Source organism: Actinoplanes sp. NPDC051405 (assembly GCF_055586185.1).
The window spans coordinates 1-17,868 of the sequence record NZ_JBVJIR010000016.1 but is presented as its reverse complement, the minus strand read 5'-3'; the positions used below and the strand labels follow the sequence as shown (position 1 = coordinate 17,868).

General features: G+C 72.9%; 17 protein-coding genes. 10 read left to right on the top strand and 7 right to left on the bottom strand.

Annotation, left to right across the window (positions count from 1 at the left end; genetic code table 11):
* Positions 1-126: 126 nt before the first annotated feature.
* Together gltX and ACZ6S4_RS30520 are read left to right on the top strand one after the other, a co-directional pair.
* The gene (gene gltX / locus ACZ6S4_RS30525) at positions 127-1,536 is read left to right on the top strand and encodes a glutamate--tRNA ligase (RefSeq protein ID WP_465478220.1); all 1,410 of its coding nucleotides are present in this window, start codon (positions 127-129) and stop codon (positions 1,534-1,536) included.
* 361 nt (positions 1,537-1,897) lie between these two features.
* Positions 1,898-2,578: a hypothetical protein gene (locus ACZ6S4_RS30520; RefSeq protein WP_465478219.1), complete on the top strand. Its 681-nt coding sequence runs from the start codon at positions 1,898-1,900 to the stop codon at positions 2,576-2,578.
* Positions 2,579-2,580: 2 nt separating this feature from the next.
* Here ACZ6S4_RS30520 and ACZ6S4_RS30515 read toward each other — a convergent pair whose 3' ends face one another.
* The 4 genes from ACZ6S4_RS30515 to ACZ6S4_RS30500 all read right to left on the bottom strand — a co-directional run bounded on the left by ACZ6S4_RS30515 (position 2,581) and on the right by ACZ6S4_RS30500 (position 4,802).
* Entirely contained in the window at positions 2,581-3,345 is a 765-nt protein-coding gene (locus ACZ6S4_RS30515) for a hypothetical protein (protein ID WP_465478218.1), read from the bottom strand.
* Positions 3,342-3,863 carry a sigma factor-like helix-turn-helix DNA-binding protein gene (locus ACZ6S4_RS30510; protein WP_465478217.1) on the bottom strand — a complete coding sequence of 174 codons (522 nt, stop codon included), beginning with the start codon at positions 3,861-3,863 and terminating at the stop codon, positions 3,342-3,344. Before ACZ6S4_RS30510 ends, ACZ6S4_RS30515 begins: the two co-directional genes overlap by 4 nt.
* A 47-nt stretch (positions 3,864-3,910) precedes the next feature.
* The gene (locus ACZ6S4_RS30505) at positions 3,911-4,474 is read right to left on the bottom strand and encodes a TetR/AcrR family transcriptional regulator (protein WP_360548477.1); all 564 of its coding nucleotides are present in this window, start codon (positions 4,472-4,474) and stop codon (positions 3,911-3,913) included.
* A gap of 94 nt (positions 4,475-4,568) precedes the next feature.
* Positions 4,569-4,802, bottom strand: coding sequence for a hypothetical protein (locus ACZ6S4_RS30500; protein ID WP_465478216.1), 234 nt, complete (start codon positions 4,800-4,802; stop codon positions 4,569-4,571).
* A 295-nt stretch (positions 4,803-5,097) separates the two neighbouring features.
* On the opposite strand from ACZ6S4_RS30500, the gene ACZ6S4_RS30495 reads away from it, so the two are divergent.
* The 6 genes from ACZ6S4_RS30495 (at position 5,098) to ACZ6S4_RS30470 (ending at position 12,352) form a co-directional block, all read left to right on the top strand.
* Positions 5,098-6,294 carry a PucR family transcriptional regulator gene (locus ACZ6S4_RS30495; protein WP_465478215.1) on the top strand — a complete coding sequence of 399 codons (1,197 nt, stop codon included), beginning with the start codon at positions 5,098-5,100 and terminating at the stop codon, positions 6,292-6,294.
* 165 nt (positions 6,295-6,459) lie between these two features.
* Positions 6,460-7,632 carry an ACP S-malonyltransferase gene (locus tag ACZ6S4_RS30490; protein ID WP_465478214.1) on the top strand — a complete coding sequence of 391 codons (1,173 nt, stop codon included), beginning with the start codon at positions 6,460-6,462 and terminating at the stop codon, positions 7,630-7,632.
* Positions 7,633-7,663: 31 nt separating this feature from the next.
* Positions 7,664-8,614: a beta-ketoacyl-ACP synthase III gene (locus tag ACZ6S4_RS30485; RefSeq protein WP_465478213.1), complete on the top strand. Its 951-nt coding sequence runs from the start codon at positions 7,664-7,666 to the stop codon at positions 8,612-8,614.
* 31 nt (positions 8,615-8,645) lie between these two features.
* A complete protein-coding gene (locus ACZ6S4_RS30480; RefSeq protein ID WP_023359558.1) occupies positions 8,646-8,888 on the top strand; it encodes an acyl carrier protein in 243 nt (80 codons plus the stop codon).
* Between the two features lies 1 nt (position 8,889).
* The gene (gene fabF / locus ACZ6S4_RS30475) at positions 8,890-10,116 is read left to right on the top strand and encodes a beta-ketoacyl-ACP synthase II (protein ID WP_451915240.1); all 1,227 of its coding nucleotides are present in this window, start codon (positions 8,890-8,892) and stop codon (positions 10,114-10,116) included.
* A gap of 847 nt (positions 10,117-10,963) precedes the next feature.
* Positions 10,964-12,352: an acyl-CoA carboxylase subunit beta gene (locus ACZ6S4_RS30470; RefSeq protein ID WP_465478426.1), complete on the top strand. Its 1,389-nt coding sequence runs from the start codon at positions 10,964-10,966 to the stop codon at positions 12,350-12,352.
* 5 nt (positions 12,353-12,357) lie between these two features.
* Here ACZ6S4_RS30470 and ACZ6S4_RS30465 read toward each other — a convergent pair whose 3' ends face one another.
* The gene (locus tag ACZ6S4_RS30465; RefSeq protein ID WP_465478212.1) at positions 12,358-13,239 is read right to left on the bottom strand and encodes an NADP-dependent oxidoreductase; all 882 of its coding nucleotides are present in this window, start codon (positions 13,237-13,239) and stop codon (positions 12,358-12,360) included.
* A gap of 85 nt (positions 13,240-13,324) precedes the next feature.
* Here ACZ6S4_RS30465 and ACZ6S4_RS30460 point away from each other — a divergent pair, with 85 nt between their 5' ends.
* The gene (locus ACZ6S4_RS30460) at positions 13,325-14,326 is read left to right on the top strand and encodes a cupin domain-containing protein (protein WP_465478211.1); all 1,002 of its coding nucleotides are present in this window, start codon (positions 13,325-13,327) and stop codon (positions 14,324-14,326) included.
* Here the strand turns inward: ACZ6S4_RS30460 and ACZ6S4_RS30455 are convergent.
* Together ACZ6S4_RS30455 and ACZ6S4_RS30450 are read right to left on the bottom strand one after the other, a co-directional pair.
* A complete protein-coding gene (locus tag ACZ6S4_RS30455) occupies positions 14,319-16,055 on the bottom strand; it encodes a glycoside hydrolase family 3 protein (protein ID WP_465478210.1) in 1,737 nt (578 codons plus the stop codon). The two genes, ACZ6S4_RS30460 and ACZ6S4_RS30455, sit on opposite strands and share 8 nt — an antisense overlap.
* Before the next feature lie 378 nt (positions 16,056-16,433).
* Positions 16,434-16,925 carry a DUF3145 domain-containing protein gene (locus tag ACZ6S4_RS30450; protein WP_212991880.1) on the bottom strand — a complete coding sequence of 164 codons (492 nt, stop codon included), beginning with the start codon at positions 16,923-16,925 and terminating at the stop codon, positions 16,434-16,436.
* A gap of 252 nt (positions 16,926-17,177) precedes the next feature.
* On the opposite strand from ACZ6S4_RS30450, the gene ACZ6S4_RS30445 reads away from it, so the two are divergent.
* On the top strand, positions 17,178-17,507 hold the full coding sequence (locus tag ACZ6S4_RS30445) for a hypothetical protein (RefSeq protein WP_451915244.1): 330 nt from the start codon (positions 17,178-17,180) through the stop codon (positions 17,505-17,507).
* Positions 17,508-17,868: the final 361 nt, after the last annotated feature.

Genomic DNA, 17,868 nt, shown 5'->3' with positions numbered 1-17,868 from the left:
CGTGGGGGCGCCGTCGGGGATGACATCGGGCCGCTGAAGTTTAAGAAGGTTAACTAATAGTCGTCAATATAAGACGTGATAAAAGGTCGCTGACAAGGGACTCGACAAGCGCCGTAGGCTGGTCGGGTGACAGTACGCGTACGCTTCGCCCCTTCTCCGACCGGAATGTTCCACGTCGGCGGTGCCCGCTCGGCGCTGCAGAACTGGATCTTCGCCCAGCAGAACGGTGGCGTCTTCGTCCTGCGCATCGAGGACACCGACGCCGCCCGCAACCGTCCGGAATGGACGGAGGGCATCCTCTCGGCGCTCGACTGGATCGGCATCGAGCGCGGCTCCTACGAGGGCCCCTACTACCAGTCGACGTACGCCGCCGAGCACACCGCCGCCGCGACCCGTCTCTACGGCGAGGGTCGCGCCTACTACTGCGACTGCACTCGCGACGCTGTGATCGCCCGCACCGGCAACACGCACATCGGCTACGACGGCTTCTGCCGCGACCGGGCGCTGGGTCCCGGCGAGGGCCGGGCGCTGCGCTTCCGCACGCCCGACGAGGGCGAGACCGTGGTCGTCGACCTGGTCCGCGGCGAGCCCACCTTCGAGAACAAACTGCTCGAGGACTTCGTCATCGCCCGCAGCGACGGCTCGGCCGTCTTCCTGCTGGCCAACGTCGTGGACGACATGACCATGGGGATCACCCACGTCATCCGGGCCGAGGAGCACCTGCCCAACACCCCGAAGCAGCAGCTGCTCTGGGAGGCGCTCGGGGTCAAGCCCCCGGTGTGGGGCCACGTGCCGGTCATCGTCAACGAGAAGCGGCAGAAGCTCTCCAAGCGGCGCGACAAGGTGGCCCTGGAGTCGTACCGCGACGAGGGCTATCTCGCCGCCGCCATGCGCAACTACCTGATGCTGCTCGGCTGGGCGCCCTCCGGCGACCGCGAGATCGTGCCGTGGTCGGTCGTCGAGGAGGAGTTCCGACTCGAGGACGTCAGCCACTCCCCCGCGTTCTTCGACGTGAAGAAGCTGCGGGCGTTCAACGGCGACTACATCCGGGCCCTGGACGCCGAGGAGTTCGCCGCGGTGTGCGCGCCCTGGCTGGGCGGCACCGACACGATCCCGGCACCGCCGTGGGAGCCGTCGGCGTTCGACTCCACCGTGTTCGCCGCGGTGGCGCCGCTGGCGCAGACCCGCATCGCCGTGCTCAGCGAGATCGTCGACTACGTCGACTTCCTCTTCCTGGCCGAGCCGGTCCGCGACGAGCAGTCGTGGAACAAGGCGATGAAGGAGGGCGCGGGCGACATCCTGGACGCCGCCGTCGCGGCGTTCGGCGCGCTGGAGACGTGGTCGGCCGAGCCGCTGAAGGCCGCCCTCGAGCGGGTCGGCGAGGAGCGCGGGCTCAAGCTGGGCAAGACCCAGGCACCGGTACGCGTCGCGACCACCGGCCGCACGGTGGGTCTGCCGCTGTTCGAATCGCTGGAGGTGCTGGGCCGCGAACGGACCCTGGCCCGGCTGTCGGCGGCCCGGTCCCGCCTGGCCTGAGGTTTCGTGACCATTTCGGTACGCGCGCGCTTCGATGACGGCGCGCGCGTACCTCACCAGGCAACGTCCTGGCCAGTTCAGCCCGTCAAAGGGGTATGAACGTCAGCAGCACGGGTGACCGGAACCCCCTCGGCTTGCCCTCCCTGGGTACTATTCGCCCGCTGATCAGCGGCCAAGGTCCACCGACGCAGTCGATCCCAGATAGCTCCAATTCGTCCCGTTCCGAGATGCGGCCGAGACGATCTGCGGGGAGGCTGTGAGGACTGGGCCGTGCCGGCGACGAGTCCCTTCCGGACGCGTCGTTCCGGTCGGCGCATGCATGTCATCCACGGGGCGGGGAGGCCGGACGGTGGTTCAAGGGGTGATCGCCCGATTGCTGTCGGCGACCGGAGTGCTCGCGGCGAGTGTCGCGCTGAGCGCGGGAGTGGCCGCACCGGGCGCTGCGCAGGCCGCGCCGGCCGCGCCGGCCGCGCCGGCCGCGCCCAAGGCGCCGGCCAAGCCGACGGCGGTGCAGATCGCCGGCAAGTTCCCCGGCGGCACTGTGACGGTGCAGCAGAGTGAGCGGCCGGACCTGTTCAAGCAACTGCTCAGCGAGGTCAGCTGGCTGGCGACCACGGCGCCGACCACCTCCAAGCCGGAGGCGAAGAAGCTCGGTCCCAAGTTCACGGTCACCGTGCTGATCAAGGACAAGGCCAATCAGACCTACGAGCTCTACCCGAACGCCGCCGGTGGCCCGCGGGCGTTCCGGCCGGCGAAGCAGCCGACCGGCAAGAAGACGGCCGGGTGGTTCTACGGGCGGCTGACCATGAGTGAGTCGCTGCGCCTGAGCGGCGTGCCGCTCAAGGAGAAGCCGGACGTGGTCAGCGGCGGCATCGGCGGCGGCATCGGCGAGGACGTGCAGGCCGAGGAGCTGGACCCGGTCGAGGGCGTCAACGACGTGCTGGCCGACATGCGCCGGCTGTACCTGCTCAACGGCGCGGTCCTGCTCACGATCCTGCTGGGCCTGGGCGGCATCGCCTACCTGATCCGCCGCCGGGTCTGACCTCAACCGGCCGGACGCACCGGGACCCGCAGGATGGGGCAGGCGGGGGCGGGAACGTTGCAACGCTCCCCCACCCCGAAGGCGTCCGGCAACCGGCGGTTCGTGGCGACCTGAGCCACCTCCACCGTGGTCAGTGGGGGCTCGCCCAGTTCGGCGCTGCCGGTGCCCCGTTCCCCGGTGGCCATCACCGCCACCGTGCGGCCGTCGACCACCCGGCGGGCGATCACCTCGTGGACCTGCCAGTCGACGTCGCCGGTCTCGGCGTAGCGCGCGTACTCGATGCCGCCCCGGGTCCGGTCCGGCAGGGCGCAGGCCTCCGGCTCGGCCTGCACGGGCAGGCAGAGCCCGGCCGGCGCGTCGTAGACGGCGACCTCGACCAGGCCCCGCGGCTCCCCGTCCGCGTTCAGCACCGCGTACTGCCGCCAGCCGGTGCCCGCGCTGGGCGGGCGCGGCACGATCCGGTAACCCTTCGCGTCCACCGGCGGGGCCAGCACGCTCAGCACCGGGTCGAGGACGGCGGACGGACGGGGCTGCGGGACGGGCACCGCGGCGGTCGAGCGGGCCTTGTGCCCGGGCAGCAGGACGTTCGTGAGGACGAAGCCCAGCAGCACGACCAGGGCCACCGCGATCAGGCCGGCCAGCACCACACGCCAGGCCCGGCGGCGGCGCAGCCGGTCGGCCCGCCGGTTGATGTCCGCAACCGCGTCGCCGGGCGGCGGCTCGCTCTCGCAGGCCTTCTCCAGCACCGCCGTGAGCAGCGCACTCATCGCACGTCCACCGGCCGGGCGGCGGCCAGCAGGCCCGCGAACGCGCCCAGCCCCTCCGCCTCGAAGGCGAGCACCCTGCTGTCGTCCAGGTCGAGGGCGTCGGCGGTCTCGTCGATGGCCAGCCCGCAGAAGTGCCGCAGCACCAGCACGGCCCGGCAGCGCGGGCTGAGGCCGTGCAGCGCGTCCAGCACCAGCACGGTGTGCACGGCGTCGACCTCGGCGGGCGCGGTCGCGAGTTGCAGCTGACCGCCTCCCGAGCCCCGGTCGGCCGGGACGGGTGCGGTCAGCAGGGCTGGTTCCGGGGCGACGAAGACGTGCTCGCGCCGGCCGCGGGGCTTCTTGAAGGCGGCCATCAGATCGGCGTACGCCCACAGGTCCGGCTCGGTGATGTCGGGATCGGCGAGCACCCGGGCCAGGGTGGTCCGGGCCAGCTCATCGGCGAGCGCCCAGTCGCCGCACATCAGGAACGCGGCGCGGCGCAGCTGGATGTACCGCTCCAGAACGTACCCGTCGGACATAAGCCTCTTTATAGGCCACAGCACCCGGGCGGCGATGCGGAACGGCCTCACGTGCCGCTAACGGTGACCTCCACCAGCCGGACCAGGTCATCCAGGTCGGCGTCGAACTCGCCCGCGGCGTCCTCGTGGCAGGCCGCCTCGTCCGCGGGCAGTCCGCCGGTCACCTCACCGACGGTGTAGCCGAGCAGGAACGCACAGATCATCCGGGTCAGCCGCGGCACCTGCTCGCCCGGCACGCCGGCGTCGTGCAGGCAGCCGCGCAGCGCGGCGGTCAGCCAGGAGGCGGAGGCGCCGGCGGAGCGGCGGTTCAGCAGCAACGGGTACGCGCCGGGGTGCGCCCGGGACAACGCCCGTACCGCGCGGCCCAGGGCCCGCAGGCGCTGCCGCCAGTCGATGTCGCCGGGGTCCTCGCCGTACTCGGTGCCCAGCTCCAGGTGCAGCAGGTCGACGAGCCCGTCCAGCAGGGCGTCCTTGCCACCGACGTACGGGTAGAGGGCCATGGAGGTGAGCCCGACCCGTTCGGCGACGGCGCGCATGGACATGGCACCGAGGCCGTGTTCGTCGACGAGGGCCAGGGCCTGGTCGAGGATGAGTCGTCTCTTGTCGTCCACGGACACACACGGTGCCGAGACCGGCCGGGTGATGGGCCGGAACCAGCCCGCCACACCGCAGTCAGTCACCCACGAGGGTGAGCGGGACGCCGCTTCAGCACCAGCGGCCGGGCGGACGCCCCCGGCTCACTGCCCGGCGCCGGGGCCGGACCGCGCCGTGCAGGTGGGCACCGGCCCAGCCGCGCAGCTCGGTGCGGCAGCCGACCCGGTGCGGGATGTCGTCGACCGGCTCCTCGGTGGCCTGTGAAGAGGCGGCCGAGGGAAACGGCTCCTCCGCGGCGACCTGCTCCGCTTCGGCGTACAGCTGGCCGTCCTCGCGTTCCGTCATCCCTGCCCCCTCTCCTGCCCGCCGTCCGGACCACCCGGTCTCATCGGCACCGCGCCGCCCGTCATGAGACCTCGCGCCCCCGAGTCATGCGGTGCTAGGACGACACCCTGCCAGGTCACCGACCGAAATCGCGGTGAAGGCGCACCGCTATATCGGACAAATAACCCAAAGGTTACAGATGAAGAAAGCTCGGCAACCGCGCGGAACGGTACAGCCAGCAGGCCCGTCACGGCCATGGAAGGACGTGCCAGGCACCGGCGACCGCCCGCGAGCCGGGTCGTGACAGGCTGGCCGGGTGGCAGAGGAGGCGAAACCCGGCGGTACGGCGAAACGCCCCCCGCTGGCCGCGACCCTGCGCCGCGTCGAGCGCCGCGCCGGAGCCCTGGCCAGCGCCAGCGTCGCCCGGATGGACGAGACCCTGCCCTGGTTCCGGGCCCTGCCGGCCGACCAGCGCTCGTGGGTCATGCTGGTCGCCCAGGCCGGCGTCCGCTCGCTGGTCGAGTGGCTGCGCTCGGGCGGCACCGCGGCCGGCACCCAGGAGATCTCCGACGAGGTCTTCGCCGCCGCCCCGCGCGCCCTGGCCCGCTCGATCACGCTGACCCAGACCGTCGCCCTCATCAAGGTCACCATCGACGTGGCCGAGGCCGAGGTGACCAGCCTGGCCGCGGCCGGCGAGGAGGAGGCCCTCGCGGTCGCCATCCTCAAGTTCTCCCGGGAGATCGCCTTCTCGGCCGCCCGGGTCTACGCCCGCGCCGCCGAGTCGCGCGGCGCCTGGGACGCCCGGCTCCAGGCGCTGCTGGTCGACGCCCTGCTGCGCGGCGACTCCTCGGACGTGCTGGCCAGCCGGGCCGCCGCCCTGGGCTGGGCCGACGCGCCCCCGGTGGCCGTGGTGGTGGGACGCACCCCCGGCGGCGACATCACCGCGGTGCTGCACTCGGTCTACCGGGCCGCCCGGCGCGCCCGGGTCGAGGTCATCGGCGGCGTGCACGGCGACCGGCTGGTGGTCGTGCTCGGCGGGGTCGCCGACCCGCTGGCCGCCGCCGGGCACCTGGCCACGAGCTTCGGCGAGGGACCGATCGTGGTGGGCCCGGCCGTCCCCTCGCTGGACCAGGCCACCGAGTCGGCCCGGGCCGCCCTGGCCGGCTTCCGGGCGGCGCGCGCCTGGCCCGGCGCCCCGAACCCGGTGGCTGCCGACGACCTGCTGCCGGAACGGGCCATGGCGGGGGACTCCGAGGCCCGGCGGGCGCTGCGGCACGACGTGTACGGCGCACTGTCGCGCGCGGGCGGCGGGCTGCTGGAGACGCTGGACGCCTTCTTCGCGGCCGGCGGCGTGCTGGAAAGTGCCGCCCGCGAGCTGTTCGTGCACCCGAACACCGTGCGGTACCGCCTCAAAAGGGTTGCCGAGGTGACCAGTCTGTCGCCGCTGGACGGCCGGGACGCGTTCGCGCTGCGGATGGCCCTGACCATCGGGCGCCTCGACCCTGCGAGCTAAATCACCGGGCTTCGCGGTCCTCCCCGCATCGCCGGAAGAGCCCCGATATCATGCCTAATCTGGGCGAAACACGGGGGTGTTTGTAGGAAAGCTACAACGCCGGTCGTAGGGTTTGGTCCCGTGCAGCAACCCCGGAACGACCTCGCATCCGGAAGAGTCGACTCCGTGCTCGCCGTACTCTCGCCCGGCCAGGGTTCCCAGAAGCCCGGCTTCCTCTCCGGATGGCTCGGCCTGCCCGGGGCCGAGGCCCGGCTGACCTGGTGGTCCGCTCTCTCCGGCGTCGACCTGATCCACCTCGGCACCGAGGCCGACGCGGACGACATCAAGGACACCGCCCGCACCCAGCCGCTGCTCGTCGCGGCTGCCCTGCTCGCCGCCGAGCACCTGCCGATGCACGACGTCGCCCTGGTCGCCGGGCACAGCGTCGGTGAGCTCGGCGCCGCCGCCCTCGCCGGGGTGCTGTCCGCCGAGTCCGCCATCACCCTCGCCGGGGTCCGCGGCCGCGAGATGGCCGCCGCCTGCGCGCTGGAGGCCACCGGCATGAGCGCCGTGCTGGGTGGCGACGCCGACGAGGTGATCGCCGCGATCGAGCGCCACGGGCTCTACCCGGCCAACCGCAACGGCGCCGGTCAGGTCGTCGCCGCCGGCGGGCTGGACGCGCTGGCCAAGTTCGCCGCCGAGCCGCCGGCCAAGGCCCGGGTCATCGCACTACAGGTTGCGGGGGCTTTCCACACGCCGTACATGGCGCCGGCCGAGCGGGCCCTCGGGGCCGTCGCCGCCGGCGTGCCCGTCGCCGACCCGGCCCGGATCCTGCTGTCCGACCTGGACGGCGCCGCCGTCAACAACGGCCGCGAGATGCTGCGCCGCCTGGTCCGCCAGGTCACCGCCCCGGTCCGCTGGGACCTGGTGCTGCGCAACCTGCGCGACCTGGGCGTCACCGGCATCATCGAGCTGCCCCCGGCCGGCACCCTGGCCGGCCTGGCCAAGCGCGAGCTCAAGGGCGAGAACGCCCCCGAGATCGTCACCCTCAACACCCCGGACGACCTGCCCGCCGCCCGCGACCTCATCGCCCGGCACGGCACCGTCTCCACCCACGAGCCCACCCCGCTCTTCCGGGTCGTGGTCGCCCCCAGCGCCGGGCTGTTCCAGCCCGCCGAGGGCCTGGCCGAGGGCGTGGACCTGCGGCAGGGCCAGGTCATCGGCCAGGTGACCACCCGGCAGGGACCGGTCGAGGTCGCCGCGCACGCCGCCGGGATCCTCACCGAGTGGCTCGCCCACCACGACGACCCGGTGGCCCCCGGCCAGCCGGTGGCCCGCATCGGCGGGCAACAGCAGTGACCACGTCCGTCGCGAACGAAGGAGCAACACGATGACCGCGGGTTCCCGCATCGTCGCGATGGGCCACTACCAGCCCTCGCGCATCGTCACCAACGACGATCTGGCCAAGATCGTCAACACCAACGACGCGTGGATCAAGGACCGGGTCGGCATCGCCGAGCGCCGCATCGCCGACGCCGAGTCGGTCGCCGACATGGCCACCTTCGCCGCGGAGAAGGCGCTGGCCGGCTCCGGGCTCAGCGCCGCCGACATCGACATGGTCGTCGTGGCCACCTGCTCCTCCATCGACCGCTGCCCCAACGTGGCGACCCGCGTCGCCGCCCGGCTGGGCATCACCGCTCCGGCGGCGATGGACCTCAACACCGCCTGCTCCGGCTTCTCGTACGCCCTCGGCACCGCCGACCACGCGATCCGGGCGGGCGCCAGCCGCAACGCCATCGTCATCGGCGCGGAGAAGCTCTCCGACGTCACCGACTGGACCGACCGCACCACCGCCGTGCTCTTCGGTGACGGCGCCGGCGCGGCCGTGGTCTCCGCGGTCCCCGACGGCGAGCAGCCCGGCGTCGGCCCGGTGCTCTGGGGCTCGGCCCCGGAGAAGGGCGACGTGCTGCGCATCGAGGGTTGGCAGCCGTACATCCAGCAGGAGGGTCAGATCGTCTTCCGCTGGGCGACCACCGCGCTGGCGCCGTTCGCCCTGCAGGCGTGCGAGCGGGCCGGCGTCCGGCCGGAGGAGCTCGCCGCCTTCGTGCCGCACCAGGCCAACACCCGCATCATCGACGGCATCGTCAAGCGCCTGGGCCTCGGCCCGGACGTCGTCATCGCCAAGGACCTGGTCGAGTCCGGCAACACCTCCGCGGCGAGTGTGCCGCTGGCCCTGTCCAAGCTCGTCGAGCGCCGCGAGGTGCCCTCGGGCGCCCCGGTCCTGCTCTTCGGCTTCGGCGGCGGCCTCACATACGCGGGTCAGGTCATCCGCTGCCCGTAGCTTTTCCCACCACCGAGAGGAACCACCGAACATGGCAACCCGCGCTGAGATCACTTCCGGCCTCGCCGAGATCCTCGAGGAGGTCGCCGGGGTGAACCCGGACGACGTCGCCGAGGAGAAGTCCTTCACCGACGACCTGGACGTCGACTCGCTGTCCATGGTCGAGGTCGTGGTGGCCGCCGAGGAGAAGTTCGGCGTCAAGATCCCCGACAACGAGGTGCAGAACCTCAAGACCGTCGGCGACGCCGTCTCCTTCATCGAGGCGAACCACTGACATGAGCACCACTGACGTCGTCGTCACCGGGCTCGGCGCGACGACCCCGCTCGGCGGGGACGTCGCGTCCACCTGGGACGCCATGCTCGCCGGCCGCTCCGGGGTGAGAGCCCTCACCCAGGAGTGGGCCGCGCAGTTGCCCGTCCGCATCGCCGCGGAGCTCGCCGTCGACCCGTCCGAGGTGATGGAACGGGTCAAGCTGCGCCGGCTGGACCGCTCCGAGGCGATCGCGCTGATCGCCGCCCACCAGGCCTGGGCCGACGCCGGCCTGAAGGACTCCGGGCTCGACCCGGAGCGCTTCGCCGTGAGCTTCGGCAGCGGCATAGGCGGTGCGCAGACCCTGCTCAACCAGGACGACATCCTGGAGGCCTCCGGGCCGCGCCGGGTCAGCCCGCACACCGTGCCGATGCTGATGCCCAACGGCCCCGCCGCCTGGGTCGGCCTCGAGCTCGGCGCCCAGGCGGGCGTCCACTCGATGGCCAGCGCTTGCGCGACCGGCGCCGAGGCCCTGTCGCTGGGCCTGGACATCATCCGGTCCGGCCGGGCGGACGTGGTCATGGCCGGCGGCACCGAGGCCGTGATCCACCCGCTGCCGATCGCCGGTTTCGCCTCGATGCGGGCCATGTCGACCCGCAACGACGAGCCGGAGAAGGCATCCCGGCCGTGGGACAAGGGCCGCGACGGCTTCGTGCTCGGCGAGGGCGCGGGAGCGCTCGTCCTCGAGCGCGCCGACCACGCCATCGCCCGCGGCGCGACGATCTACGCGCGGCTGGCCGGGGCCGGCATCACCTCGGACGGCTACGACATCGTGCAGCCGCACCCCGAGGGCGCCGGCGCGATCCGGGCCATCCGCCGGGCGATCGAGGACGCGGGTCTCACCAAGGCCGACATCGTGCACGTCAACGCGCACGCGACCTCCACCCCGGCCGGGGACATGACGGAGATCGCCGCGCTGCTCACGGCGGTCGGCGACCACCCGGTCCTGACCTCCACCAAGTCCATGTCCGGGCATTTGCTCGGCGCGGCCGGCGCCCTGGAGTCGATCGCCACCATCCTGGCGATCCGCGACAGCGTCGTCCCCCCGACCATCAACCTGGACGACCCCGACGACAAGCTGGCGCTGGACGTGGCCGCCCACAAGGCCCGCCAGCTCGACATCCCGGCGGCGCTGAACAACTCGTTCGGCTTCGGCGGACACAACGTGGCCCTGGTCTTCACCCGCGCGTGACGGTCCGGCCGATCACCGCGCGGTCGGATTCTCGCGCCGCGCGGTGACCGGCCGGTCCTCGCGGGTCACGGTTCGGACTTCGCCCGCGCCGTGACCGATCGGTCCTCGCGGGGCGCGGTCCGGACTTCGCCCGCGCGGTGACCGGATCCGGTCTCTCACGACGCGCGGCCCGGTCTTTGTCCGGCGCGGTGACCGGTCCAATTCCTCACCCCGCGCGGCCCGGTCTCCATGCCGCGCAGCGATCGGTCCGGCCCTCACCCGCGCGGCCCGGTCTCTATCCCGCGTGGCGATGGGTTCCGGTTCCCATCCCGCGCAGTGACCGGCCGGTTCCTCAAGCCGTGCGGTCCTACCTTCTGTTCGGCGCGGTGACCGGTTCCTCACACCGTGCGGACCGGTTGCAACCCCGCGCGGCGACCGGTCCGGTCCCTCACCTCACGCGGACCGGCCGCACCCCGCGCGGCGACCGGTCCGGTCCCTCACCTCACGCGGACCGGCCGCACCCCGCGCGGCGACCGGTCCGGTCCCTCACCTCACGCGAACCGGCCGCAACCCCGCCGGGCCACCGGTCCGGTCCCTCACCTCACGCGAACCGGCCGCACCCCGCGCGGCGACCGGTCCGGTCCCTCACCTCCCGCGAACCGGCCGCAACCCCGCCGGGCCACCGGTCCGGTCCCTCACCTCACGCGAACCGGCCGCAACCCCCGCGCGGCGACCGGTCCGGTCCTGTCCCGCACGCCGCGCGGCCCCGGTCTCCATCCCGCGCGGCGACCGTCCGGTTCCTCACCCCGCGCGGCGAACCGTTAGGAGAAGCGCTGTGACCACGACCTCATCGCCCGCCGATCCCACCATTGACACCCGTGATCCGCAGGTTCGCCTGCGGGCGCTGTTCGACAGCGGCACCCTGCGCTTGCTCGCTCCGGCGGACGACTCGGGTGTGCTGTGGGCCCGGGGTGAGGTCGACGGCACGCCGGCGATCGCCTTCGCCACCGATGCCACCCGGATGGGCGGCGCGATGGGTGTCGACGGCTGCCGGCATGTGGTCGACGCGATCGACACCGCGGTTCGCGAGCGGGTGCCGGTGCTGGGACTCTGGCACTCCGGCGGGGCGCGGCTCGCCGAGGGCGTGGTCGCGCTGGACGGGGTGGGTCAGATCTTCGCGGCGATGGTTCGCGCGTCGGGGCGCGTACCGCAGATCTCCGTGGTCCTCGGCCCGGCCGCCGGCGGCGCGGCCTACGGTCCGGCGCTGACCGACATCGTGATCATGAGCAAGGCCGGACGGATCTTCGTGACCGGGCCGGAAGTGGTCCGCAGCGTCACCGGTGAGCAGGTCGACATGGAACGCCTCGGCGGTCCCGAGCCGCACGGCCGCCGCTCCGGCGTCGTGCACATCACCACCAAGGACGACGAGAGCGCGCTGGCCGAGGCACGCAAGCTGACCGTCCTGCTCGGCCGGCAGGGCCGGCTCACCCCGGCGGACGTCGCGGGGGGCAGCACGCCGGGCCACGACCTGGCCCAGGCCATGCCGGCCCAGGCCAACCGGGCGTACGACGTGAAGCCGGTGGTGCGGGCGCTGCTCGACGAGCCCGGCGTGGAGTTGCACGCCAAGTGGGCGCCGAACGTGTCGACGACGCTGGGCCGCTTCGGTGGTCGTACGGTCGGTGTCATCGCCAACAACCCGCTGCGCCTCGGTGGCTGCCTGGACGCGTCCAGTGCCGAGAAGGCCGCCCGGTTCGTGCGGATGTGCGACTCGCTGGGCGTACCGCTGATCGTGCTGGTGGACGTACCCGGGTATCTGCCCGGCCTCGGCCAGGAGTGGGACGGTGTGGTCCGCCGCGGCGCGAAGCTGCTGCACGCGTTCGCCGAGGCGGTCGTGCCGCGGGTGACGCTGGTGACCCGCAAGGCGTACGGCGGCGCGTACATCGCGATGAACTCCCGCGCGCTGGGCGCCACGGCCGTGTTCGCCTGGCCGACAGCGGAGATCGCGGTCATGGGCGCGAGCGCGGCCGTGAACATCCTGCACCGCAAGCGGCTGGCGGCAGCCCCGCACGAGCAGCGCGAGGCGCTCCGCGAGACGCTGGTCGAGGAGCAGCTGCACACGGCCGGCGGGGTCAACCGGGCCCTGGAGATCGGCGTGGTGGACGACGTGATCACGCCGGACCAGACCCGCCGCCGCATCGCGGAAGCCCTGGCAGCGGCCCCGGCGGCCCGCGGCGCGCACGGCAACATCCCGCTCTGACCCGGTCAGCGCGACGGTGTCACGATGATCTTGCCGTGTGTGCCGCCTGATTCCGCGAGCCGGTGCAGCTCCGGCAGATCGCCGAGCGTACGGCGGTCAGTGATCACCAGCCGCAGCATGCCTTCGTCCACCAGCCGCACCAGCGTGGCCAGGCCGGCCGGATCGTTGCGGGTGACCATGTGCCGGGCGGTCACCGACGCGGACGACTCGATCGGGGTGGCGACCGTGATGATCCGGCCGCCCCGCCGGACCAGGGGCACGAGTGCGGCCGCGGCGGCGGGGTCGATCGCCGCACAGTTCAGCACGGCGTCGACCGGCTCCCCCACCGTCAACGGGCCGGCGGTGTAGTCGAGCACCTCGTCGGCGCCGAGGCTCCGGACCGTCACGGCGCTGCGGGGGCTTGCGGTGGCCAGCACGTACGCGCCCGCGTGCTTGGCGAGCTGGACCGTGAAGCCGCCGATGCCGCCACCTGCACCGTTGACCAGGACACGTTCGCCCGGGGTGATCGCGGCGTGCTCGGTGACGGTCTGCCAGGCGGTCATCCCGGCCAGTGGCAGGGCAGCCGCGTCGGCGAGCGGGACGGTGGCCGGAGCTCGGACCAGGGACGCAGCCGGGGCTACGGCGAACTCGGCGGCCGCGCCGGTGTCGAGCATTCCGAGAACCGGGTCGCCGTCGACGGTGCCCGCGACGTCCCAGCCCAGGGTCACCGGCAGTACGACCGGAAACATCGTTGCGAGCAAGCCGGAACGCAGCGCCGTCTCGGTTGGGTTCAGAGACGTGGCGGCCACGCGGATCAGCACCTCGCCGGGTCCCGGGAGCGGCTCGGGGATGTCCTCGACGCGGATGACGTCCGGGCCGCCGTACTCGTGGATGCGCGCAGCTCTCATGACCACCGACCGTAGGCGGGTCGGTGAGGACGTCCTATGCTTTCAAGTCCTGGAAACCTTCGCGATCGTCTCGGCGGGTGCGGCGATGGATGTGCTCAGTGATGTGCTCGCCGTGCAGCGGACCGGGCGGCCGCGGTCGATGTTGCTCGGGTGGGATGCGCCCTGGGCGCAGGAGTTCGCCGAGGTGCCCGGGGCGATGGGCTTCCAGGTGGTTCTCCGGGGGTCGCCGTGGCTGCTTCCGCCGGGTGGTGCCGCGCCGGTGCGGCTCCGCGCCGGAGATGTCGTGTTCCGGCCGCACGGTCGTGCGCACGCCCTCGCCGACAGGCCGGACGCCGTGCCCGCCCCGTGCACGAACGCTTCGCCGCCGCAGCCGCCCGAGTGGTCCCGTCCGGGGTCGGTGCCCAGCGCCGGCAATGCGGAGCCCGCGCGACGGCCGCACGGATGGTCCCGTCCCGGGTCGGTGCCCGGCGCCGGCATTGCGGAGCCCGCGCGACGGCCGCACGGGCAGGAGGTGGTCACGCTCTGCGGCGCTTACGAGATCGACCCGGCCCAGGTCCACCCGCTGGTCCACGACCTACCGGAAGTGATCCACCTCAGCCCCACCGACGAACTGCGCGCCGCCGTCGGCCTGCTCACCGCCGAGCTCGAACATCCCCGCCTCGGCACGGACGCCGTCGTGCCCGCGCTGCTGGAGATGCTCCTGCTCTACCTGCTGCGCCGCTGGTACGCCGAGCAGCCCGCCGCACCGACCGGCTGGGCAGCGGCCCTGCGCGACCCGGTGACCGCCGCCGCCCTGCACGCCATGCATGAGGACCCTGGCCGCCCCTGGACGGTGGCCACACTCGCCGCGCACGCCGGGCTGTCCCGGGCGCCCTTCGCCCGTCGCTTCAACGCCCTGGTCGGCCGGCCACCGCTGGCCTACCTGACCTGGTGGCGAATGACCGTGGCGGCACGGCTGCTGCGCGACTCGGACGCCACTGTGGCCACCGTCGCGCACCGGGTCGGCTACGCCTCCGAGTTCGCCTTCGCCACCGCGTTCCGGCGCCGGCACGGGTCAGCGCCGGGGCGCTATCGGCGGCTCACTTGACGCACGCGCTGCGCGGTAGCTTGCCGACCGCCACCGGGGATCTGCCCGGCGCCGCCGCTTTGCCGGCGAGCACCGCGGCCAGGGCCGTGAGCGCGAGCGGGCTGGACGAGTAGGTCGCTAGCAGCGTCGGCGATCGCGACCCGGCCAGCAGCTGGGGAGTGTCCATGATGACGGTGATCGTCGCGTCCGGGCTGAGGTCGATCTGCCGGTCGCCGTACCCGACGAGGTGCACGACCTTGCCACCCGCGGCCTGGACCGTGACGCCCGCGTCCTGCAACGCTTTGACCAGGGCGATCCGGGCGGCCTCCCGGCCGCCGGACGCGGTGACCGTGACCGGCCCGGACACCAGCGGCCCGGCACACGGGCCCTTGAGCAGGGTGATCGCGGCCGCGTCAGCGGCGCCGACGGCCCGCACGTGCTCGGCCGAACCGAGCGCGGACAGCTCCGGCCGCACCTGCGCGGCGGTACGGAACTTGAGCGTGAGGACGCGGGTGACCGCCTCGACGAGCCGTTCCCGCTTGAGGCTGCCGTCCTTGAGCCCGGCCAGGATGCCGTCCCGCGCGCCGGCCAGGTCCGGCGGCATGAGCAGGATGTCGTTCCCGGCGTTCAGCGCGCGGACCGCCGCCTCGCCCGCCGGCCACTTCATCGCGGGCGGCATGTTCATGGCGTCGGTGATCGCCACCCCGCCGAACTTCAGCTCACCCCGCAGGACATCTGTCATGATCTTGCGCGAGAACGTCGCGGCGACACCCTTGTCCAGGCCTTCGACATCCAGGTGCCCGGACATGACCACGCCGGCACCCGCGGCGATCCCGGCGGCGAACGGCGGCCGGTCCTCGCTCTCCCACTTGGGCCGGCTCTGCGCGACCACCGGCAGGTCGTCGTGGCTGTCCCCAGTGGTGTGCCCATGACCAGGGAAATGCTTGAGCGCCGCGGTCACCCCGGCGCCCTGGATCCCGCGCACAGCGGCCTCGACCTGGGCGGCATTCGCCTTCGGATCGGCGCCGAACGACCGCGAGCCGATCACCGAACTGCCCTGCGGCCCCAGCGTGTCGGCGACCGGGGCGAAGTCGAGGTTGATCCCCATCGCGGCCAGCTCCGTGCCGGCCGCCCGCCAGGCGCCCTCGGTCAGCTCCGGTTTACCCGCCGCCCCGAACGCCATCGCGGACGGCAGCAGGGTCACGCCGGTTTTCACCCGGGTGACCACGCCGTACTCCTGATCGGTGCCGATCAGCAGCGGCGCCCCGCCGGGCAGGCCGGTCGCCACCCGCTGCAGGCCGTCGGTCAGCGCCCGCACCTGCTGCGGATTGTCCACATTCGTGGCCGGATTGGTGGCACCGGTCGGGTCGTCGGGGGTGAACGCGACCAGGATCAGCCCGCCGAGGCCGAACTTGGTGACCATCTCGGCGGGAGTGTCCACGCCGGCGATCCGCTTGTTGCCGGCGGCGGCCGTCTCGTCGACCCGGTCGGCGGTGTCGCCGTAGGCGTAGGGCATCAGCACCTGGCCGGCCAGCTGGGCGTCGGTGAAGGTCTTGACGGCTTCGCGCGCCCGGGCGGCAGGATCGCCGGTGGGGGCAGCGCTGATGGAAGGCGCGGGAGCGGCGGGAGACGCGGAGCCCGGAGCGGGTCGCGGCTGCTGCGGCGCATCACTGCTGCCGCACCCGGCCAGCAGAGACAAAGCCACGGGTACGGCCACAGCAACGCGAAACGCCCTCTTCACGGCTGCCATTCGATCAGCTCCCGAGCGCGTGCACAAACGGGTCCACCCCAAGAACGGGGGCAGGAACACCCCCTTGACAACGCGCGGGCCGACCCCGCCGACGTGCCGTTGAGGGGGAGGTTACGGCCGACTTTCGTGCCGGACGGCAAGGTCGACGGGAGATCGGCGGTCGCGTGCGCCTTTCCTGCCGACGCTGATCCTGGGGTGAGCCACACTGCGAGGCCAGCAAGCGGTCCATCGGCGAGGCAGGGCCTCGCCGGCACAACGTCCCGCGGGCAAGGGAACGGCGTAGGCCAGCGCCCCGGTCCCCCACAATCGGCCGGTGACCGGTGCGGTCACCCGCCCATGGTCCGGCCACGTGACGCAGGACCACTACCTGGCGTCGGGTCAGCCCACCCGGGTGAGCAGGGTGACCGGCGCGCCGTCCCCGGCGTAGCGGTACGGCTCGAGCTCGGCGTCCCACGCCGTGCCCAGCGCCTTCTCCAGGGCATGCGAAAGCGCCTCCGGAGCCTTGGCCGCGGCCATGATGGCCCGCAGCCGATCCTCACCGATCTGGATGTCACCGGACGCCCCGATGGTGCCGCGGAACAGTCCGCGGCCCGGGACGTGCATGAAACGCTCCCCGTCGACGCCGGGGCTCGGTTCCTCGGTGACCTCGAAACGGATCATGGGCCACTGCCGGAGGGCAGCAGCCAGCTCGGCGCCAGTCCCGGGCCGTCCGGTCCAGCTGCACTCGGAACGCCGCATGCCGGGGTCTACCGGCTGCGCCGTCCAGTGCAGATTGACCGGCGCGGTCAGGACGCGCGCGATCGCCCACTCGACGTGCTGGCACACGGCGAGTGGAGTCGAGTGGACGTATACGACGCCACACGTTGGCACGGTGACCTCCCGGAGACCGAGGTGCGTCTTCCCCTACGACCTCGACCGCGGTTGATCGTGCTCCATGATGCCGGGTGGTACGGATGGTGCGCCAGAGAAACCGCAATATCGACATGTGAATGGCCGTCGAGGCACACCTGACCTAACGGCCGAACCCCGTCCGGCGGCACGGCCATGCCGGGTTCGTGTAGGCTGGCTGCGGCATTTTCTGCCGACAACTTTGCCGAGGAATACCTAGCTAGGAGTACCGCCGTGGCCAGCAACACCTCAAAGACCGCCCGCGCATCAGTCCGCGCCGGCCAGGCCGGTCAGGGCGGGGCCCTGAGCGTGCTGGGTGAGTTCAAGTACCTCATCCCGCTCGCCGAAGGGCGCTTCGCCTACGTGCGTAACCTGACCAACGGCAAGACCAACCACCTCCGCACCGACTCGGACGCCTTCGTCGAGGAGATCCGCTCCCTCGCGGCCGCCGGCCACGGCGCCAAGATCCGCGCCGAGATCGAGGGCCTGGACGCCTCGTTCCCGCAGCACGGCTGGGGCGCGACCGAGAAGCGCCTCGTGGACGCCGGCGTCTTCGAGAGCTGAGCAACGCTGCTGCAAAGGCGCTCCCCGGACCATGAGGTCCGGGGAGCGCCTTTTTGCGCCCACTGAAGATCACGACAAGTTGATCAGCCCGGCCAGGCCGCGGGCATGGCCGGGATCAGCCGGGCCAGGCCGCAGGACCGGAATGAGCCCGGGCAAGTCGCGGGCTCGACCAGGGTGAGCCCGGCCGAGGCCGCGGGCGGGCACGGCCGGGGTGAGCTCGGCCAAGTCGCGGGCTCGACCGGGGCGCGCCCGGCCGAGGCCGCGGGCGGGCACGGCCGGGGTGAGCCCGGCCAAGGCCGCGGACGGGCACGACTCGGATCAGCCCGGCCAAGGCCGCGGACGGGCACGGCCGGGGTGAGCC

Coding starts and splice junctions, on each gene's coding strand:
- ACZ6S4_RS30515 (WP_465478218.1), bottom strand. CDS start 3,345: ATGAGTGCGCTGCTCACGGCGGTGCTGGAGAAGGCCTGCGAGAGCGAG.
- ACZ6S4_RS30510 (WP_465478217.1), bottom strand. CDS start 3,863: ATGTCCGACGGGTACGTTCTGGAGCGGTACATCCAGCTGCGCCGCGCC.
- ACZ6S4_RS30500 (WP_465478216.1), bottom strand. CDS start 4,802: ATGACGGAACGCGAGGACGGCCAGCTGTACGCCGAAGCGGAGCAGGTC.
- ACZ6S4_RS30485 (WP_465478213.1), top strand. CDS start 7,664: ATGACCGCGGGTTCCCGCATCGTCGCGATGGGCCACTACCAGCCCTCG.
- ACZ6S4_RS30480 (WP_023359558.1), top strand. CDS start 8,646: ATGGCAACCCGCGCTGAGATCACTTCCGGCCTCGCCGAGATCCTCGAG.
- fabF (WP_451915240.1), top strand. CDS start 8,890: ATGAGCACCACTGACGTCGTCGTCACCGGGCTCGGCGCGACGACCCCG.
- ACZ6S4_RS30465 (WP_465478212.1), bottom strand. CDS start 13,239: ATGAGAGCTGCGCGCATCCACGAGTACGGCGGCCCGGACGTCATCCGC.
- ACZ6S4_RS30460 (WP_465478211.1), top strand. CDS start 13,325: ATGGATGTGCTCAGTGATGTGCTCGCCGTGCAGCGGACCGGGCGGCCG.
- ACZ6S4_RS30455 (WP_465478210.1), bottom strand. CDS start 16,055: ATGGCAGCCGTGAAGAGGGCGTTTCGCGTTGCTGTGGCCGTACCCGTG.